Annotated in this window: 17 protein-coding genes; 5 read left to right on the top strand and 12 right to left on the bottom strand. The window is 58.6% G+C overall.

Annotation, left to right across the window (positions count from 1 at the left end):
- Nucleotides 1-49 precede the first annotated feature (49 nt).
- On the bottom strand, nt 50-397 hold the full coding sequence (locus WFN61_RS15330) for a YacC family pilotin-like protein (RefSeq protein WP_103820681.1): 348 nt from the start codon (nt 395-397) through the stop codon (nt 50-52).
- Between the two features lie 145 nt (nt 398-542).
- Between WFN61_RS15330 and cueO the strand changes: the two genes are divergently transcribed.
- Nucleotides 543-2,090 carry a multicopper oxidase CueO gene (gene cueO, locus WFN61_RS15325; RefSeq protein WP_312282430.1) on the top strand — a complete coding sequence of 516 codons (1,548 nt, stop codon included), beginning with the start codon at nt 543-545 and terminating at the stop codon, nt 2,088-2,090.
- 77 nt (nt 2,091-2,167) lie between these two features.
- Here the strand turns inward: cueO and WFN61_RS15320 are convergent, their stop codons facing one another.
- Nucleotides 2,168-4,558, bottom strand: a complete 2,391-nt coding sequence (locus tag WFN61_RS15320; protein WP_312273051.1) for a glucose/quinate/shikimate family membrane-bound PQQ-dependent dehydrogenase — start codon at nt 4,556-4,558, stop codon at nt 2,168-2,170.
- A 205-nt stretch (nt 4,559-4,763) separates the two neighbouring features.
- Between WFN61_RS15320 and hpt the strand changes: the two genes are divergently transcribed.
- Nucleotides 4,764-5,306: a hypoxanthine phosphoribosyltransferase gene (gene hpt / locus WFN61_RS15315; RefSeq protein WP_042390558.1), complete on the top strand. Its 543-nt coding sequence runs from the start codon at nt 4,764-4,766 to the stop codon at nt 5,304-5,306.
- Nucleotides 5,307-5,366: 60 nt separating this feature from the next.
- Here hpt and can read toward each other — a convergent pair whose 3' ends face one another.
- Nucleotides 5,367-6,029, bottom strand: a complete 663-nt coding sequence (can, locus tag WFN61_RS15310) for a carbonate dehydratase (protein ID WP_042390559.1) — start codon at nt 6,027-6,029, stop codon at nt 5,367-5,369.
- Nucleotides 6,030-6,136: 107 nt separating this feature from the next.
- Here can and WFN61_RS15305 point away from each other — a divergent pair, with 107 nt between their 5' ends.
- Genes WFN61_RS15305 through WFN61_RS15295 form a run of 3 tightly spaced genes read left to right on the top strand, consistent with a single transcriptional unit; the run spans nt 6,137 to nt 9,074 of the window.
- Entirely contained in the window at nt 6,137-7,063 is a 927-nt protein-coding gene (locus WFN61_RS15305; RefSeq protein ID WP_222889619.1) for an ABC transporter ATP-binding protein, read from the top strand.
- Nucleotides 7,060-7,830: an ABC transporter permease gene (locus tag WFN61_RS15300; RefSeq protein WP_144817676.1), complete on the top strand. Its 771-nt coding sequence runs from the start codon at nt 7,060-7,062 to the stop codon at nt 7,828-7,830. The genes WFN61_RS15305 and WFN61_RS15300 overlap by 4 nt, the downstream gene beginning before the upstream one ends.
- Nucleotides 7,830-9,074 (top strand): polysaccharide deacetylase family protein, encoded by a 1,245-nt coding sequence (locus WFN61_RS15295; protein WP_257759093.1) that lies wholly within the window; start codon nt 7,830-7,832, stop codon nt 9,072-9,074. The genes WFN61_RS15300 and WFN61_RS15295 overlap by 1 nt, the downstream gene beginning before the upstream one ends.
- Nucleotides 9,075-9,077: 3 nt before the next feature.
- Here WFN61_RS15295 and panD read toward each other — a convergent pair whose 3' ends face one another.
- The 9 genes from panD to thpR all read right to left on the bottom strand — a co-directional run bounded on the left by panD (nt 9,078) and on the right by thpR (nt 16,060).
- Entirely contained in the window at nt 9,078-9,458 is a 381-nt protein-coding gene (gene panD / locus WFN61_RS15290) for an aspartate 1-decarboxylase (protein WP_144817678.1), read from the bottom strand.
- Between the two features lie 67 nt (nt 9,459-9,525).
- The gene (gene panC / locus WFN61_RS15285; protein WP_144817679.1) at nt 9,526-10,392 is read right to left on the bottom strand and encodes a pantoate--beta-alanine ligase; all 867 of its coding nucleotides are present in this window, start codon (nt 10,390-10,392) and stop codon (nt 9,526-9,528) included.
- Between the two features lie 11 nt (nt 10,393-10,403).
- On the bottom strand, nt 10,404-11,195 hold the full coding sequence (panB, locus tag WFN61_RS15280; RefSeq protein WP_312282428.1) for a 3-methyl-2-oxobutanoate hydroxymethyltransferase: 792 nt from the start codon (nt 11,193-11,195) through the stop codon (nt 10,404-10,406).
- Nucleotides 11,196-11,289: 94 nt separating this feature from the next.
- Complete coding sequence (gene folK, locus WFN61_RS15275) at nt 11,290-11,769, bottom strand: 2-amino-4-hydroxy-6-hydroxymethyldihydropteridine diphosphokinase (protein WP_337038903.1); 480 nt, start codon at nt 11,767-11,769, stop codon at nt 11,290-11,292.
- A complete protein-coding gene (gene pcnB, locus WFN61_RS15270; protein ID WP_186370570.1) occupies nt 11,766-13,163 on the bottom strand; it encodes a polynucleotide adenylyltransferase PcnB in 1,398 nt (465 codons plus the stop codon). Before pcnB ends, folK begins: the two co-directional genes overlap by 4 nt.
- Nucleotides 13,164-13,218: 55 nt before the next feature.
- Nucleotides 13,219-14,115, bottom strand: a complete 897-nt coding sequence (gene gluQRS / locus WFN61_RS15265; RefSeq protein WP_144817683.1) for a tRNA glutamyl-Q(34) synthetase GluQRS — start codon at nt 14,113-14,115, stop codon at nt 13,219-13,221.
- A gap of 68 nt (nt 14,116-14,183) precedes the next feature.
- Entirely contained in the window at nt 14,184-14,639 is a 456-nt protein-coding gene (gene dksA, locus WFN61_RS15260; protein WP_007373199.1) for an RNA polymerase-binding protein DksA, read from the bottom strand.
- 176 nt (nt 14,640-14,815) lie between these two features.
- Nucleotides 14,816-15,520 (bottom strand): DNA/RNA nuclease SfsA, encoded by a 705-nt coding sequence (gene sfsA / locus WFN61_RS15255; RefSeq protein WP_144817684.1) that lies wholly within the window; start codon nt 15,518-15,520, stop codon nt 14,816-14,818.
- Nucleotides 15,521-15,529: 9 nt separating this feature from the next.
- Nucleotides 15,530-16,060, bottom strand: coding sequence for an RNA 2',3'-cyclic phosphodiesterase (thpR, locus tag WFN61_RS15250; protein ID WP_312235370.1), 531 nt, complete (start codon nt 16,058-16,060; stop codon nt 15,530-15,532).
- Nucleotides 16,061-16,129 lie beyond the last annotated feature (69 nt).

Genomic DNA, 16,129 nt, shown 5'->3' with positions numbered 1-16,129 from the left:
ACAGCCGCTGATGCACGGCTATAACTTTAGCAGGGGAGGAGGGTTTATGTTACTTGACGTAGGCCAGCAGGCTGAGGGAGTCCCGGGCCAGCGCTTTGCATTTTTTGGCAACCGGAATGCCAATGCCGCTGAGATCGCGATAGCTATCTTCGCCGAGGGATTTCATATCAAAGGTGTCGTAGTTGCTCAGGTCCCACTGGTTCTGCTGGGCAAAAAACACCAGCGCCCGGCGGATCTGGCCATTCGGTAGATTCTGGTAACCACAGTCGTTTTTCAGAAACACGAACACTGCCGTCAGATCGGCCATGTCCTCCGCTTCAGATTCGCTGAGCGCATAACTATTTGCTGACATCGCCAGCAGGCTGGTGAACACAACGGTTCTGAAAAACATCTTCATTCTTCTTACCAAAACATCACGGAAATTAAACGTTAGCATACTTGGGGGTAAGGCGACGATCTTTATTATTCGCCTTTCGCTTGACCTTGCCGCAGGGGCAGGGTTTAAGCTCAGGAGACCGTTTGCCGACGATAAGGATTCGACTATGCAACGCCGTGATTTTCTCAAATATTCCGCCGCGCTTGGCGTTATCGGTGCACTGCCGACGTGGGCGCGGGCCGCCGCAACAGGGGAGCAAACGACGCTGCCCATTCCCGATCTGCTCACTCCCGACGCTCAAAGCCGCATCAGGCTTACCGTGCAGGTGGGTTCCTCTACCTTTGGCGAGAAAACCGCCACAACCTGGGGCTACAACGGCAACCTGCTGGGGCCTGCGCTTCAGCTGCGCCAGGGTAAAGCAGTGACGGTGGAGATCCGTAACCAACTGCGGGAGGAGACCACCGTTCACTGGCACGGGCTGGAGGTGCCGGGGGAGGTAGACGGCGGGCCGCAGGGGATCATCCCGGCGGGCGGGGCGCGGGAAGTGACCTTCACGCCCGATCAGCGGGCGGCCACCTGCTGGTTTCATCCCCATCAGCATGGCAAAACGGGCCATCAGGTCGCGATGGGGCTGGCGGGACTGGTACTGATCGAGGACAACGAGAGCCGCATGCTGCGTCTGCCGAAGCAGTGGGGCATCGACGACGTGCCGGTGATCGTGCAGGACAAACGTCTGGCTGCCGACGGCCAGATCGATTACCAGCTCGACGTGATGAGCGCGGCGGTGGGCTGGTTCGGCGATACCCTACTGGCAAACGGGGCGGTCTATCCTCAGCACGCGGCTCCGCGCGGCTGGCTGCGTCTGCGCCTGCTGAACGGCTGCAATGCGCGTACCCTTAACTTTGCTCTCAGCGACGGACGTCGGATGTATGTTATCGCCAGCGACGGCGGTCATCTCGCCGAGCCGGTTGCGGTAACGGCGCTGCCGGTGCTTACCGGGGAGCGTTTTGAGGTGCTGGTGGATATCAGCGACGGCAAGCCAGTCGATCTGGTTACGCTGCCCGTCAGCCAGATGGGGATGGCCCTTCCACCGTTTGACCAGCCGCATCCGGTCCTGCGCATTCAGCCGCTGCGGGTTACCGCTTCCGGCACGCTGCCCGATACCCTGGTTAACGTGCCAGCGCTGCCGGAACTTACCGGTTTAACCCAGCGCACCTTCCACCTGTCGATGGATCCGATGCTCGATATGATGGGCATGCAGGCGCTGAAGGATAAGTTCGGCGACAAGGCCATGACCGGGATGCACCACGGCGACATGATGGGTCACATGAATATGAACATGGACCACGGCGGTCATGGCGGCGAGTTTGATTTCCACAGCGCCAACCGCATCAACGGTAAAGCCTTTGATATGCATAACCCGCTGTTTGCCGCGAGCAAAGGGCAGTATGAGCGCTGGGTGATTTCAGGGGAGGGGGACATGATGCAGCATCCGTTCCATATTCACGGCACGCAGTTCCGCATTCTGTCTGAAAACGGCAAGCCGCCAGCGGCGCATCGGTCAGGCTGGAAGGATACGGTAAACGTCTACGGGGCGCGCAGCGAGGTGCTGGTGAAGTTCGATCATGATGCACCGAAGGAGCATGCCTATATGGCGCACTGTCATCTGCTGGAGCATGAGGATACGGGAATGATGATGGGATTCACGGTATAAAAAAGGCCGGATAACGTTAAACGTCGGTCCGGCCTCGGTAGGCCCGGTAAGCATAGCGCCACCGGGCGTTAACTCTATTACTTCGCGTCGTCAGGCAGCGCGTAGGCAACGATATAGTCGCCCATCTTGGTACCGAACGAACCATGACCGCCCGCAGAGATGACAACGTACTGCTTGCCATTCACTTCATAGGTCATCGGCGTCGCCTGGCCACCCGCTGGCAGACGGCCCTGCCACAGCTTCTCACCATTGCTCATGTTGTAGGCGCGCAGGTAGTTGTCTGCGGTCGCCGCGATGAACAGCACGTTACCGGCGGTAGAGATTGGGCCGCCCAGCATTGGCATACCGGTAGTGAACGGCAGTGGGATCGGCATCGGGAACGGCAGGCTATCCTGCGGGGTACCAATACGTTTTTTCCACACCACTTCATTGGTTTTCAGATCCAGCGCAGAGATGTAACCCCAGGCAGGCTGTTTACACGGCAGACCAATCGGCGACAGGAACGGGTTCAGGGTGACACCGTACGGCACGCCGTACTGCGGCTGAATACCTGACTCAGAGCCGGTACCCTGGCCATTTTCAGGCTCTTCCATCGGGTTACCCGGACCACGCGGCATCAGCTTAGAGACAAACGGCAGCGCCATCGGGTTGGCAATCGCCACCTGACGGTGCGGATCGACAGAGATACCGCCCCACTCGAACATCCCCAGGTTACCCGGGAACACCAGCGTACCCTGCTCAGACGGCGGCGTGAAAATGCCTTCGTAGCGCAGGTTCTGGAAGATCACGCGGCACACCAGCTGGTCAAACATAGTGGCGCCCCACATGTCTGCCCCGCTCAGATCTTTCTTCGGACGGAAGCTCAGGTCGGAGAACGGCTGGGTTTTGGTAACGTAGTCGCCTTTGGCCGCACCCTGCGGAACCGGCTTCTCTGGCGCTGGAACAACCAGCTGACCGTTACGGCGATCCAGCACGAAGATGTTACCGGTTTTCGCCGGCGCGTAGATCACCGGTACGGTCTGACCCTTCACGGTAATATCCGCCAGCGTCGGCTGGGATGGCATATCCATATCCCACAGGTCGTGGTGTACGGTCTGATAGCTCCATACCAGCTTACCGGTTGTGGCGTTCAGCGCCACGATAGAGCTGGCGTAACGCTCCTGCTCCGGCGTACGGTTACCGCCCCAGATGTCTGGCGTGGTCACGCCCATCGGCAGGTAGACCATATCCAGCTTGGCATCATAGGCCGCAGGTGCCCAGGAGTTCGGTGAGTTCGGCGTGAAGTGATGTTCGTCCGCCGGAATGGCGTTCGGATCTTTCGCACCCGGATCGAAGGCCCACAGCAGCGCCCCGGTATTGATGTCGAAGCCGCGAATAACGCCAGACGGTTCACGGGTAGAGTAGTTATCGGTTACCGCACCGGCAATAACAATTACCTTATCGGTAACGATCGGCGGTGAGGTCGGCTCGTACATGCCTGGGGTAGTGACTGGCATGTTGGTTTGCAGGTTCAGAATACCTTTGTTAGCAAAGGATTCACACAGCTTGCCGTTGTCGGCGTTGACGGCGAACAGACGACCATCGTTTACCGGCAGAATGATGCGGCGCGGGCAGTTAGCGACCACGTCCGGGCTGGCATTGTTAGCGTTCGCCTCATGATACGAGACGCCACGGCAGGTCACGTGCTGGAACGAAGGATTGGTGTTCAGCTGCGGATCGAAGTGCCACTTCTCTTTACCGGTCGCGGCGTCGAGGGCAAACAGACGCTGGTGCGCGGTGCAGAGGAACAGGGTGTCGCCAACCTTAATTGGCGTCACTTCGTTAGTGATCTCACCCGGATCGGTTGGCAGCTTCAGATCGCCGGTACGGAATACCCAGGCCTCTTTCAGCTTATGCACGTTGTCGGCGTTGATCTGCTTCAGCGGGGAGTAGCGCTGCCCCTCCTGGTTACGGCCATAGGCCGGCCAGTCGGCGTCTGCCACCTGAGAAATCGGTGCAGCAGGCGTCGCATCAGCGCTCAGCGTGCCGTTGATCTCCTGCGGATCGTTAAAGCCCGCCCAGGTCAGCATCCCGCCGCTGATCACCAGCGCCACCAGCAGGGCGGCAACGGCACCATTCGCAGGTACGAGCAGGCGACGCCAGACAAACGGCAGCACCAGCCAGATCCCAAAGAAGACAAGGATGTCGCTGCGCGGGGTGAGCGCCCAGAAGTCGAAGCCGACTTCCCAGACGCCCCAGATCATGGTGCCGAGCAGGAGCGCAGCGTAGAGCCAGAGCGCTGCACGCTTGCTGCGCCACAGCAGCCAGGCGACGCCGAGCATAACGAGACCGGCGACAGGGTAGTACCAGGAGCCGCCAACGGCGACCAGCCAGACCCCACCGATCAGGAGAAATAGCCCGCATAGTGCTGCGAACAGGGCTGTTAACGTCACGAGCACGCGCGACGTCCGAGCTTTTGTTTCTGCCATAGAAAGACACTCTTCTTAATGTTTAATATTTTGATAGCAATTAATTATAGGATTTAACAAGTGTGACCGTCATCACATATTTGGCTTTTCTTAACTCACGCCCCTAATAAAAGCATTTGCTGGTATACTGGCGCGCTAATGAATTGATGTCGGAATAGACGCTATCCGCATCGAGTGAGTGGTTACAAAATCAAACGGTTAGCATATGAAACATACTGTTGAAGTGATGATCCCGGAAGCGGAGATCAAAGCGCGTATTAGTGAACTGGGTCGTCAAATCACCGAACGCTATCAGGAGAGCGGCAGCGAAATGGTGCTGGTGGGCCTGCTGCGCGGCTCGTTTATGTTTATGGCCGACCTGTGTCGTGAAGTACAGGTGCCGCACGAGGTCGATTTCATGACCGCCTCCAGCTACGGCAGCGGTATGTCCACCACCCGTGATGTAAAAATCCTCAAGGATCTGGACGAAGACATTCGCGGTAAGGACGTGCTGATCGTCGAAGATATTATCGATTCCGGAAACACGCTTTCTAAAGTGCGTGAGATCCTCAGCCTGCGCGAGCCGAAGTCGCTGGCGATCTGCACCCTGCTGGATAAACCGTCGCGCCGGGAAGTTGAAGTGCCGGTAGAGTTTGTTGGCTTCTCGATCCCGGACGAGTTTGTCGTGGGTTACGGCATCGACTATGCCCAGCGCTATCGCCATCTGCCCTACGTGGGCAAAGTGGTGCCGCTGGAAGAGCAGGCATAAAAAAGCCCGGAGGCGATTCCGCCTTACCGGGCCTGACAAACGCGTGCCGCTATGGCACGCTTATTTGTGGTTAATGTGCTTCTGGCCGATATTGGACACGCCCTTGCGATAGCCCTGTTCAAGGGTGTCGCGGCTGGTGGCAGTGACGTCAAGATCGCGCAGCAGGCCGTCGTGGATACCGTAGGCCCAGCCGTGGATAGTGACATTCTGCCCGCGCTTCCACGCCGACTGCATGATCGTTGAGTGGCCCAGGTTATAGACCTGCTCCATCACGTTCAGCTCGCACAGGGTGTCGAGGCGACGCTCTTCCGGCATTTCGCTCAGCAGCGCGTTGTGCTTGAGCCAGATGTCACGGATGTGCAGCAGCCAGTTGTTGATCAGCCCCAGCTCAGGGTTCTCAACCGCCGCCTGTACGCCGCCGCAGCCGTAGTGGCCGCAGATGATGATGTGCTCAACTTCCAGCACGTCTACTGCGTACTGCACCACCGACAGGCAGTTCAGATCGGTGTGGATAACCAGGTTGGCTACGTTACGGTGAACGAACAGCTCGCCCGGCTCAAGGCCGGTCAAACGTTCGGCGGGAACGCGGCTGTCAGAGCAGCCAATCCACAGGAAACGCGGCTTCTGGGCTTTTGACAGGGTCTCGAAAAATCCGGGATCCTCTTCCACCAGCATTTTTGACCATAGTGCATTGTTACTGATGAGTGTATCTATATCTTTCATGGCGGTTAACGACCTGTAACCAAGTAATAGCGTTGAGCTAATATAGGTCAACTCCATTTAATTTTAAACCACACATAGAGTGTCAGAAAAAAGGTAAGCGAAACGACATGACCATTGCACTGGAGCTTGAGCAGCTTAAAAAAACCTATCCGGGCGGCGTGCAGGCGCTGCGCGGCATTGATTTAAAAGTAGAAGCGGGTGACTTCTACGCGCTTCTGGGACCCAACGGTGCGGGTAAATCGACCACTATCGGCATCGTCAGTTCGCTGGTAAATAAAACCTCTGGGCGGGTGAGCGTCTTTGGCTACGACCTGCAAAAAGACGTGGTGAACGCCAAGCGCCAGCTTGGCCTGGTGCCGCAGGAGTTCAACTTCAACCCGTTTGAAAGCGTGCAGCAGATCGTTGTCAACCAGGCGGGCTACTACGGCGTTGAGCGCTCCGAAGCGCTGATCCGTAGCGAAAAGTACCTTAAGCAGCTCGATCTGTGGGAAAAACGCAACGAAAAGGCGCGGATGCTCTCCGGCGGGATGAAACGCCGCCTGATGATCGCCCGGGCGCTGATGCATGAGCCAAAGCTGCTGATCCTCGACGAACCTACCGCCGGGGTGGACATTGAGCTGCGCCGCTCCATGTGGGGCTTCCTGAAAGATTTGAACGCCCAGGGCACGACCATTATCCTCACTACCCACTACCTGGAAGAGGCGGAGATGCTCTGCCGCAACATCGGCATTATCCAGCACGGCGAGCTGGTGGAGAACACCTCCATGAAGTCGCTGCTGGCCAAGCTGAAATCAGAGACCTTTATCCTCGATCTGGCCGCGAAAAGCCCGCTGCCGAAGCTGGAGGGTTACCAGTACCGGCTGGTGGACACCTCAACCCTGGAGGTTGAGGTGCTGCGCGAGCAGGGGATCAACAGCGTCTTTAGCCAGCTCAGCGCCCAGGGCGTTCAGGTATTAAGCATGCGTAACAAAGCCAACCGCTTAGAAGAGCTGTTTGTCACGCTGGTACACAATAAAAAAGGAGACCACGCATGATGCAGCTCTACTGGGTCGCGCTAAAAAGTATCTGGCACAAAGAGATCCAGCGCTTTATGCGCATCTGGATCCAGACCCTGGTGCCGCCAGTGATCACCATGACCCTCTATTTCATCATCTTCGGCAACCTGATCGGATCGCGGATTGGAGAGATGCATGGCTTCACCTACATGCAGTTTATCGTTCCTGGCCTGATCATGATGGCAGTGATCACCAACGCCTATGCCAACGTCGCCTCGTCGTTCTTCAGCGCCAAGTTCCAGCGTAACATTGAGGAGCTGCTGGTGGCCCCGGTGCCTACCCACGTGATCATTGCTGGCTACGTCGGCGGCGGCGTGGCGCGCGGGCTGTGCGTCGGCGTGCTGGTCACGGCGGTGTCGCTCTTCTTCGTGCCGTTCCAGGTGCATTCATGGCTGTTTGTCGGTTTGACGCTGCTGCTAACGGCGGTGCTCTTCTCGCTGGCGGGCCTGCTGAATGCGGTCTTTGCGAAAACCTTTGATGATATCAGCCTGATCCCGACCTTTGTGCTGACGCCGCTCACCTATCTCGGCGGGGTATTCTACTCCCTGACTCTGCTGCCGCCGTTCTGGCAGGGGCTGTCGCACCTTAACCCGATTGTCTATATGATCAGCGGCTTCCGCTTCGGTTTCCTGGGTATTAGCGACGTGCCGCTGGTGATGACCGTCGGCGTGCTGGCGGTGTTTATCGTCGGGTTCTACCTGCTCTGCTGGTATCTGATCCAGCGTGGACGTGGCCTGCGTAGCTAATCCCAATGCTCATGCGTCTACTCCTGGCGCTGCTCCTGGTATGGAGCAGCGCCGCCTCCGCCCGCCTGTTGGATCAGGACTCCCCGGCTCGCTATATGCAGACCACCGAGGCCGCTGCCGTCTGGGCGCAGATTGGCGACCGGGTGATCAACGTCGGCTATTTGCAGGCGGGGCAGATTATTGCGGTGACGAATGGAGAAGGGGACTACAGCGCCTTTCGCTTCGGCTTTGGCCAGGCCTTTATCGACAAAGGCCATCTGGAGCCGGTGCGCGGTAAAAAACGGGTGCAGGACCGGCTGGGGGATCTCAATAAGCCTCTCAGTAACCAGAACCTGATCACCTGGAAAGCGACCCCGCTCTACAGCGGGCCTAACGTCAGAAGCGCGCCTTTCGGCATGCTGGCGGAGAACCTGCGCTACCCCATCGTCGGTAAGCTGCGCGACGGGCTGAACCAGACCTGGTTCCAGATCCGCATCGGCGACCGGCTGGCCTATATCAGCAGCCTGGATGCGCAGGAGGATCACGGTATCCCGGTGCTCACCTACCACCACATTCTGCGCGATGAAGAGAACACTCGCTTCCGCCACACCTCAACCACGACGTCGGTGCGAGCCTTCAGCAACCAGATGACCTGGCTGCGGGAGCGGGGCTATACCACCCTGACCATGTATCAGCTGGAGGGCTACCTCAAGAACCGGCTCAACCTGCCGGCCCGCTCAGTGGTCATCACCTTTGACGATGGCCTGAAGTCAATTAGCCGCTATGCCTATCCGATCCTCAAGCAGTACGGCTTTAAGGCGACGTCGTTTACCATCTCATCGCGCATTAAAGCTTACCCGCAGCGCTGGGACCCGACATCATTACAGTTTATGAGTATCTCGGAGCTGCGCGGCATTCAGGACGTGTTTGACATCCAGTCGCACACCCACTTTCTGCATCGGGTTGATGCCGCTCGCCATCCAATTCTGCTCAGCCGTAGCTACCATATCATTGAGTTCGATTTTGCCCACTCGCGTCGGGCGCTGTCGCAGTTTAACCCGCACGTTAACTATCTCTCCTATCCCTTTGGGGGCTATAACGAGAAAGCGATCGAGGCCGCGCAGGATGCCGGTTTTCATATGGCGGTGACTACGGTGAAGGGGAAGGTGAAGCCGGGGGATAATCCGTTCTTACTGAAACGACTCTATATCTTAAGAACGGATTCGTTAGAGGAGATGGCACGGCTGGTCGGCAACCAGCCGTAGGGATCAGGCAACCTGCACCGGCACTGCTTTCGCTTTGCGGCTCATCTCGTTGTCGCCGTCAAAGTAGGCGACCTTCGGCTGCCAGCTGCGGGCCTGCTCGTCCGGCATCGTCACGTAGGTGGCGATGATCAGGATGTCACCTACGTCGGCACAGTGGGCCGCCGCGCCGTTGACCGAGATGATTTTTGAGCCGCGCTCGCCGGCAATCGCATAGGTGGAGAAGCGCTTGCCGTTGGTCACGTTGTAAATATCGATGGCTTCGTATTCCAGGATACCAGCCGCCTCAAGGAAATCCTGGTCAATAGCGCAGGAACCTTCATAGTGCAGATCTGCCTGAGTCACTTTGACACGGTGGAGCTTGCCTTGCAGCATAGTGCGGATCATAACGTCTACCTTTGTGCTTATGTTGGCCCGGCCGCCTGCGCCGCCGGGAGTAAAATATGGTGAAGCATCAGCCCGCTGGCGGCGGTGTCAGCGCTACCGTCACGTTGTCGATGAGACGCGCCTGGCCAAGCCATGCCGCCATCAGGATCACCGCCCGCTGGCTGGCATCGGTAAGCGCCAGCAGCGTGTCGGCATCGCGGATCTGGATCTCATCGGTACGAAAACCGGCTGCATCCAGCGCCTGTCCGGCCTCGGCAATCATCTCTTCCAGCTGGCGATTGCCCGCCCGCAGCTTCGCGGCAAGGGCGTTCATCTCTTTGCTCAGGGCCGGAGCGATTTTACGCTGCTCTGCCGTGAGGTAGCCGTTGCGCGAGCTGAGGGCCAGACCGTCTTTAGCACGCACCGTCGGCACGCCAACGATGTCGATGTCGTAGCCCATGTCGGCCACCATCTTGCGGATCACCGCCAGCTGCTGGAAGTCTTTCTCACCAAAGCAGGCGACGTCCGGCTGGACCAGGTTAAACAGCTTGCTGACGATGGTCGCCACGCCGCGGAAATGACCCGGACGGCTTGCGCCCTCAAGCATGGTAGAGAGGCCAGGAACGTCAACGTAGGTCTGCTCGCCGGTGCCCTGGGGGTAAACCTGATCGGCGGCAGGGGCGAAGACAAAATCCACCTTACGCTTGTTCAGCTTCTCGCAATCTTCCTGCAGGGTGCGCGGGTAGCGCTGCAGATCGTCAGGGCGATCAAACTGCATGGGATTAACAAAGATGCTCACCACCACCACATCAGCATGGGTTTTCGCTTCATCAACCAGCTGCATATGGCCATCGTGCAGGTTGCCCATGGTCGGCACCAGCGCAATGCGCTGGCCCTCACGGCGCAGCCTGCGGATGTGCTGGCGCAGCAGCGGCAGGGTTTCAATAATCAACACGCGTACGCTCCTTAGTGAAAACTGTGCTCTTCGCCGGGGTAGGTCCCCGCTTCGACTTCGCTCACGTACTGGCGCACCGCGGCGCGCATGTCGCCCGTGCCGGCCAGGAAATTCTTGGCAAATTTAGGGATATGGCCGCCGGTGATGCCAAACGCATCGTGCATTACCAGGATCTGGCCGTCGGTGACGTTGCCCGCGCCGATGCCAATCACCGGAATAGTCAGCGCCTCGGTAATACGCTTCGCCAGCGCGACCGGCACGCACTCCAGAACCAGCAGCTGTGCGCCAGCCGCCTCTAACGCCAGGGCGTCATCAAACAGCGTCTGGGCCGCGTCGCCGCGTCCCTGCACCTTGTAGCCGCCGAAGATGTTCACCGACTGCGGGGTTAACCCCAGGTGGCCGCACACCGGCACGGCGCGCTCGGTCAGCATGTTGACCGTCTCCGCCAGCCAGCGGCCGCCCTCGATTTTGACCATGTTGGCTCCGGCGCGCATCACCGTGGCGGCGTTGGCAAAGGCCTGCTCCGGGGTAGCGTAGGCCATAAAGGGCAGGTCGGCGAGCAGCAGGCAGTTCGGTGCGCCGCGGCGTACGCTCTGGGTGTGGTAGGCGATATCCGCGACCGTTACCGGCAGGGTAGAGTCATGACCTTGTACCGTCATCCCTAACGAGTCGCCGACCAGCATGACGTTAATGCCCTCTTCGGCAAAAAGCCTGGCGAAGCTGTAGTCATACGCGGTGATGGTGGCAAAGCGTTTCTGTTCCTGTTTGCACTTTTGCAGCCAGGAGAGGGTGGTTGGTTTCATAGCGTTTCCTGATGGAGCCTTCAACTTTCCGGCATTTTATCAGTAACGTCAGGGCGGACAATGATTTTCAGCAGGTTTAAGAGGCGGAGTGGTATTACCAGCTCGCCGGTTTTGCTGCGCCGAGACGCGCAAGCACGCTGGCAAGCGTCTCGCCGTCGGGGAAGTGCAGTTCGGGCGCGATTTCAAACAGCGGCCAGAGCATAAAGCCACGGTTTTTCATATCGTAGTGGGGCACGGTGAGGCGCGGGGTGGCGATAGTCTCATCGCCGAACAGCATGATGTCGAGATCCAGCGTGCGCGGCCCCCAGCGCTCTGCTTTACGCACCCGGCCCTGGTCCAGCTCGATACGCTGGGTGTGATCCAGCAGCGCTTCAGGAGCCAGCGAGGTTTCCAGCGCCACGGCGGCGTTAAGGTAGTCGGGCTGATCCTGCGGACCCAGCGGCGGCGTGCGGTAGAAGCCGGAGACGGCAACAATCTGGCTAGCGGGGATCGCGCCCAGCGCGTCGATTGCTGCAGTAACCTGGCTCAGAGGTGACGCCAGGTTACTGCCAAGGGCGATATAGACCCGTGTCATGCACTGCCTTCGCGACGCGGGGCGCGTTTACGCGGGCGGCGATGACGACGGCGGGTCTCTGGCTCATCGTCCAGCACGTCAAGCATACCTTTCTGCGCGGGCGGCGCAGCCACCTGAAACTCGCCCCACCACTGCACCAGACGTTGCAGCTCGTGGTTGCCCTCGATCTCGGCCCGCAGGGCGAGCAGATCGTAGGCGGCGCGGAATTTCGGATGCTCCATCAGTTTCCAGGCGCGTTTGCCCTGGCGACGGGACATGCGCAGCTGCAGCTGCCAGATATCGCGTACCAGGGTGGTGATCCGTTTCGGGATCGCCAGCGTACGGCAGGCTTCGTCCAGCACGTCGTTCATCGCCAACGCGAAGGCGTCATGATAGGTCAGGCCGCTCTCCTGGGCGATCTTCTGCGCGGTCTCCAGCTGTGGATACCAGAGCATAGCGGCAAACAGGAACGCCGGATTGACGCGCATATCGTTCTGAATGCGGGTATCGGTGTTCTTCAGCACCAGGTTGATGATCCGCTCCATCGACGAATCGCCCTTCTCGGTGAAGAAGCGCGTGATGGTTGGGAACAGGGGCTGGAACAGGCTGTACTCGCGCAGCAGCTGATAGGTGTCAAAACCGTGGCCAGCCTGCAGCAGCTTCAGCGACTCTTCAAACAGGCGCGCCGGCGGCACGTCGTTGATCAGCGTCGCGAGACGGGCGATCGGCTCGGCGGTCTCCGGGCTGATGCGCATATGCAGCTTGGCGGCAAAGCGCACCGCGCGCAGCATCCGCACCGGATCTTCCCGATAGCGGGTCTCCGGGTTACCGATCAGGCGAATAACACCCTCTTCAAGATCCTGCATTCCGCCGACGTAGTCGCGCACGGAAAAATCGGCGACGCTGTAGTAGAGGCTGTTGATGGTGAAGTCGCGGCGCTGGGCGTCGTCTTCAATCGAACCGAAGATGTTGTCACGCAGCAGCATGCCGTTCTGGCCGCGCTGGGAGGTGGTGCGGTCGGCAGGCTGATCTTCGTGATGACCACGGAAGGTGGCCACCTCAATGATCTCTGGACCAAACATCACGTGTGCGAGACGGAAACGACGGCCCACCAGGCGGCAGTTGCGGAACAGCTTGCGCACCTGATCCGGCGTGGCGTTGGTCGTGACGTCAAAATCTTTCGGTTTTTTGCCTAACAGCAGATCGCGGACGCCGCCGCCTACAAGGTAGGCTTCATAGCCCGCTTTGTTCAGACGGTACAGCACCTTGAGGGCATTTTCACTGATATCTTTGCGGGAAATTGTGTGCTGCTCGCGCGGAATAACCGTCATACGCGGCTCAGCGATGACCTCCTCGGCCATGCTTTCCTCGCGGCTTAACACCTTGCGGCAAAAATTAGCGACTCGGGTAAAAATAGTGCACCTCGGTTGTATCAGTCTTTACGACAAAAAAATTGCGGCTAATCATAGCTCAGAGTGGGGCATTTAGGAATGCCGGATTGATCTGCGCTGTCTCAGGAACCCGTGACAGATCCCACTTCTCTACCGCACGCGCCAGCAGGGCCCCGGTGGGCAAATCCTGCCAGTTACTTGTTACATCCTGATTGAGAAATTGTAAAGCGCGGATCAGCACCGGACGCGGATCGCCTTCCGGCAGCGACGGGGCATGATTCTGCTTGGAGAGCTTGTTGCCGTCGCTGTTCATCGCCAGCGGCAGGTGAACGTAGCCAGGCGGCTGCCAGCCAAGCTGCTGGTAGAGCGAAATCTGCCGCACCGTGGGCGCGATCAGATCCGCGCCGCGCACGATCTCGGTGACGCCCTGAAAATGATCGTCCACCACCACGGCCAGGTTATAGGCAAACAGGCCATCCCGACGGTGGATAATAAAATCCTCTCGCGCCAGTGCTTCATCGGCGTAGAGGTCGCCCCGCAGGCGGTCGTGAAAGTGCAGCACCGGCTGATGCTGCCACAGGCGCAGCGCGGCGTTCTCCGGGCCGTTACCGCGCAGGCGACAGTGGCCGTCATATACCCCGCCAATGCTCTGAATCCGCGCCCGCGTGCAGGTGCAGTAGTAGCTCAGCCCGCGCTGGCGTAAATCATTCAGCGCCTCGCGGTAGGCGTCATGCCGCTGGGACTGCCAGAGCACCTCGCCATCCCAGTGCAGGCCGTAGCGGTCGAGCTGGCGCAGGATAGTATCGGCCGCGCCGGGCACCTCCCGGGGCGGATCGATATCCTCAATGCGTACCCGCCACGTGCCACGCTGGGCGCGGGCCTGTAAATAGCTGCCAAGGGCGGCTATCAGCGAACCAAAATGGAGTTCACCGGAAGGCGATGGCGCAAAGCGCCCAATATAGTGTGATTCTGGCATGTCGGCAGGCGAGAGATAACAGGGCGGGAGAGACTCCCGCCACAGGGAACGGTGCGAAAACGCCGGGCTTAGCCCGCCATCTGTTTTTCGCGGATTTCAGCCAGTGTTTTGCAGTCAATGCACAGGTCGGCTGTCGGACGTGCTTCCAGACGACGAATGCCAATCTCAACACCGCAGGATTCGCAGAAGCCAAAATCTTCGTCTTCTACTTTCTTCAGCGTCTTCTCGATCTTTTTAATCAGTTTACGCTCGCGGTCACGGTTACGCAGTTCGAGGCTGAACTCCTCTTCCTGGGCGGCTCTGTCAACCGGATCCGGGAAGTTAGCAGCTTCATCCTGCATATGGGTGACGGTGCGATCGACTTCATCCCTGAGTTGATTACGCCACGCTTCAAGAATACGCTTGAAGTGCGCCAGCTGGGCTTCGTTCATATACTCTTCGCCCGGCTTCTCCTGATACGGCTCCACGCCAGCAATGGCGAGAATACTCAGGGACGATGTTTTACGGTTTTGCCCTTCTTGCATGTTGCTTCTCCTTAACACGCACTATCGATCCCCGTGTTCGGGGGAAAAATCAGGCCGCTATAAATAGCAGATGCTTTTCCGGATAGCAATTATCTAAACGTAACACTTGACAACCCTGTGAGGAAAAGCGTATTTGCGCACGTAGACCAGAATGCTATCTGGCTGGTCGCCGATCCTTAGCTTTCATAAGGTAAGGGCGATCTAAGACTTATCTCTTCGGCAGAAAGTTCCGCTTTGTAAACCAGAATTTCTACCCCCTGCCGCTGCGCTTCTTCTAAAAGCTGGGCGTATTTTGCATCAATATGGCGCGCCGGCGAGAAACGTTCAATGGCGGAGTGCAATACGGTAAACAGCATCACCGCCCGATCTCCACTGGCCGCCACGCTCATTAACTCCCGCAGATGCTTCTGGCCGCGAAGAGTCACTGCATCGGGAAAATAGCCGTATCCCTTGTCGGCAAGCGTGACCGATTTCACTTCAATATAGCAGTTGCGGCGAGCCTCCGCCTGCAACATAAAGTCTATTCTGCTATTTTCGGAGCCGTATTTTACTTCACTTTTCAGCACGCTATAGCCCTGCAGCTCAGGAATGACGCCGGAAAGAATTGCCTCTTTAGCCAGCGTGTTGGCCCGTAATGTGTTGATACAAATAAACGTGCCGTTTTGCGTCTGCGTGATCTCCCAGGTGTGCGGATACTTACGCTTAGCACTGTCGGAGGTAGAGTACCAGACGGTGTCGCCGGGCGTGGCGCAGCCGGTCATCGCCCCGGTATTAGGGCAGTGCAGCGTCAGGGCCGTACCGTCCGGGGTAATCACATCCGCCAGAAAACGCTTATAGCGCTGCACCAGGGTAGCAGGCTGCAACGGGGGGGAGAACTGCATCAGAACCTCTTATTTAGCAAGCTGCCAGCGTTCCAGCGGCGTATAGCGGGTGCGCCCTCGGGAAAACTGCGACTCATACAGCACAAATTCGTTAACGGGAAAGGACCAGCTAAACCCCGGCGGCGGAATAGCCACCGCGTGGCTGGCGTTGCGCAGCAGCGTAACGTGAGGATGAAACGGCTGTGGGCTTTGGTAGCAGCCGCTGCGGGCAGCCTGGGCGCGCAGCAGGTTGGCCAGCTGCAGCAGGCCGCGCGGCGGCTGGCGCGTGCCGAGCCAGACCACCCGCGAGCGCAGCCACTGTCCGGCATCGTCCAGGGTCAGGGTAAAGCCAGGCTGGCGGATGCGTCCGGCAAGCTGGCTCAGTGCACGCTGCTTCTCTGCGCCTACCTCACCGAGAAACGCCAGCGTCACGTGAAGATTCGCCGCCTCAACAGGACGTCCGGCCTCCGGGGCAAAGTGGGCCGCCCGCCAGTGAATAATCTGCTGCTGGATCTCGTCGGGCAGCGCAACGGCGAAAAACAGCCTTTTTGGCTCAGACATAAGCGATACTCGGTAATGAATTACGGCGATGCTACAATGCTCGCCGTTGAAATGAAAGTTAACCCCCTG

This window comes from Pseudescherichia sp. AS216 (assembly GCF_037152055.1).
GTDB lineage: Bacteria > Pseudomonadota > Gammaproteobacteria > Enterobacterales > Enterobacteriaceae > Pseudescherichia.
The sequence above is the reverse complement of the archived record's forward strand: the minus strand, read 5'-3'. Positions and strand labels throughout refer to the sequence as shown.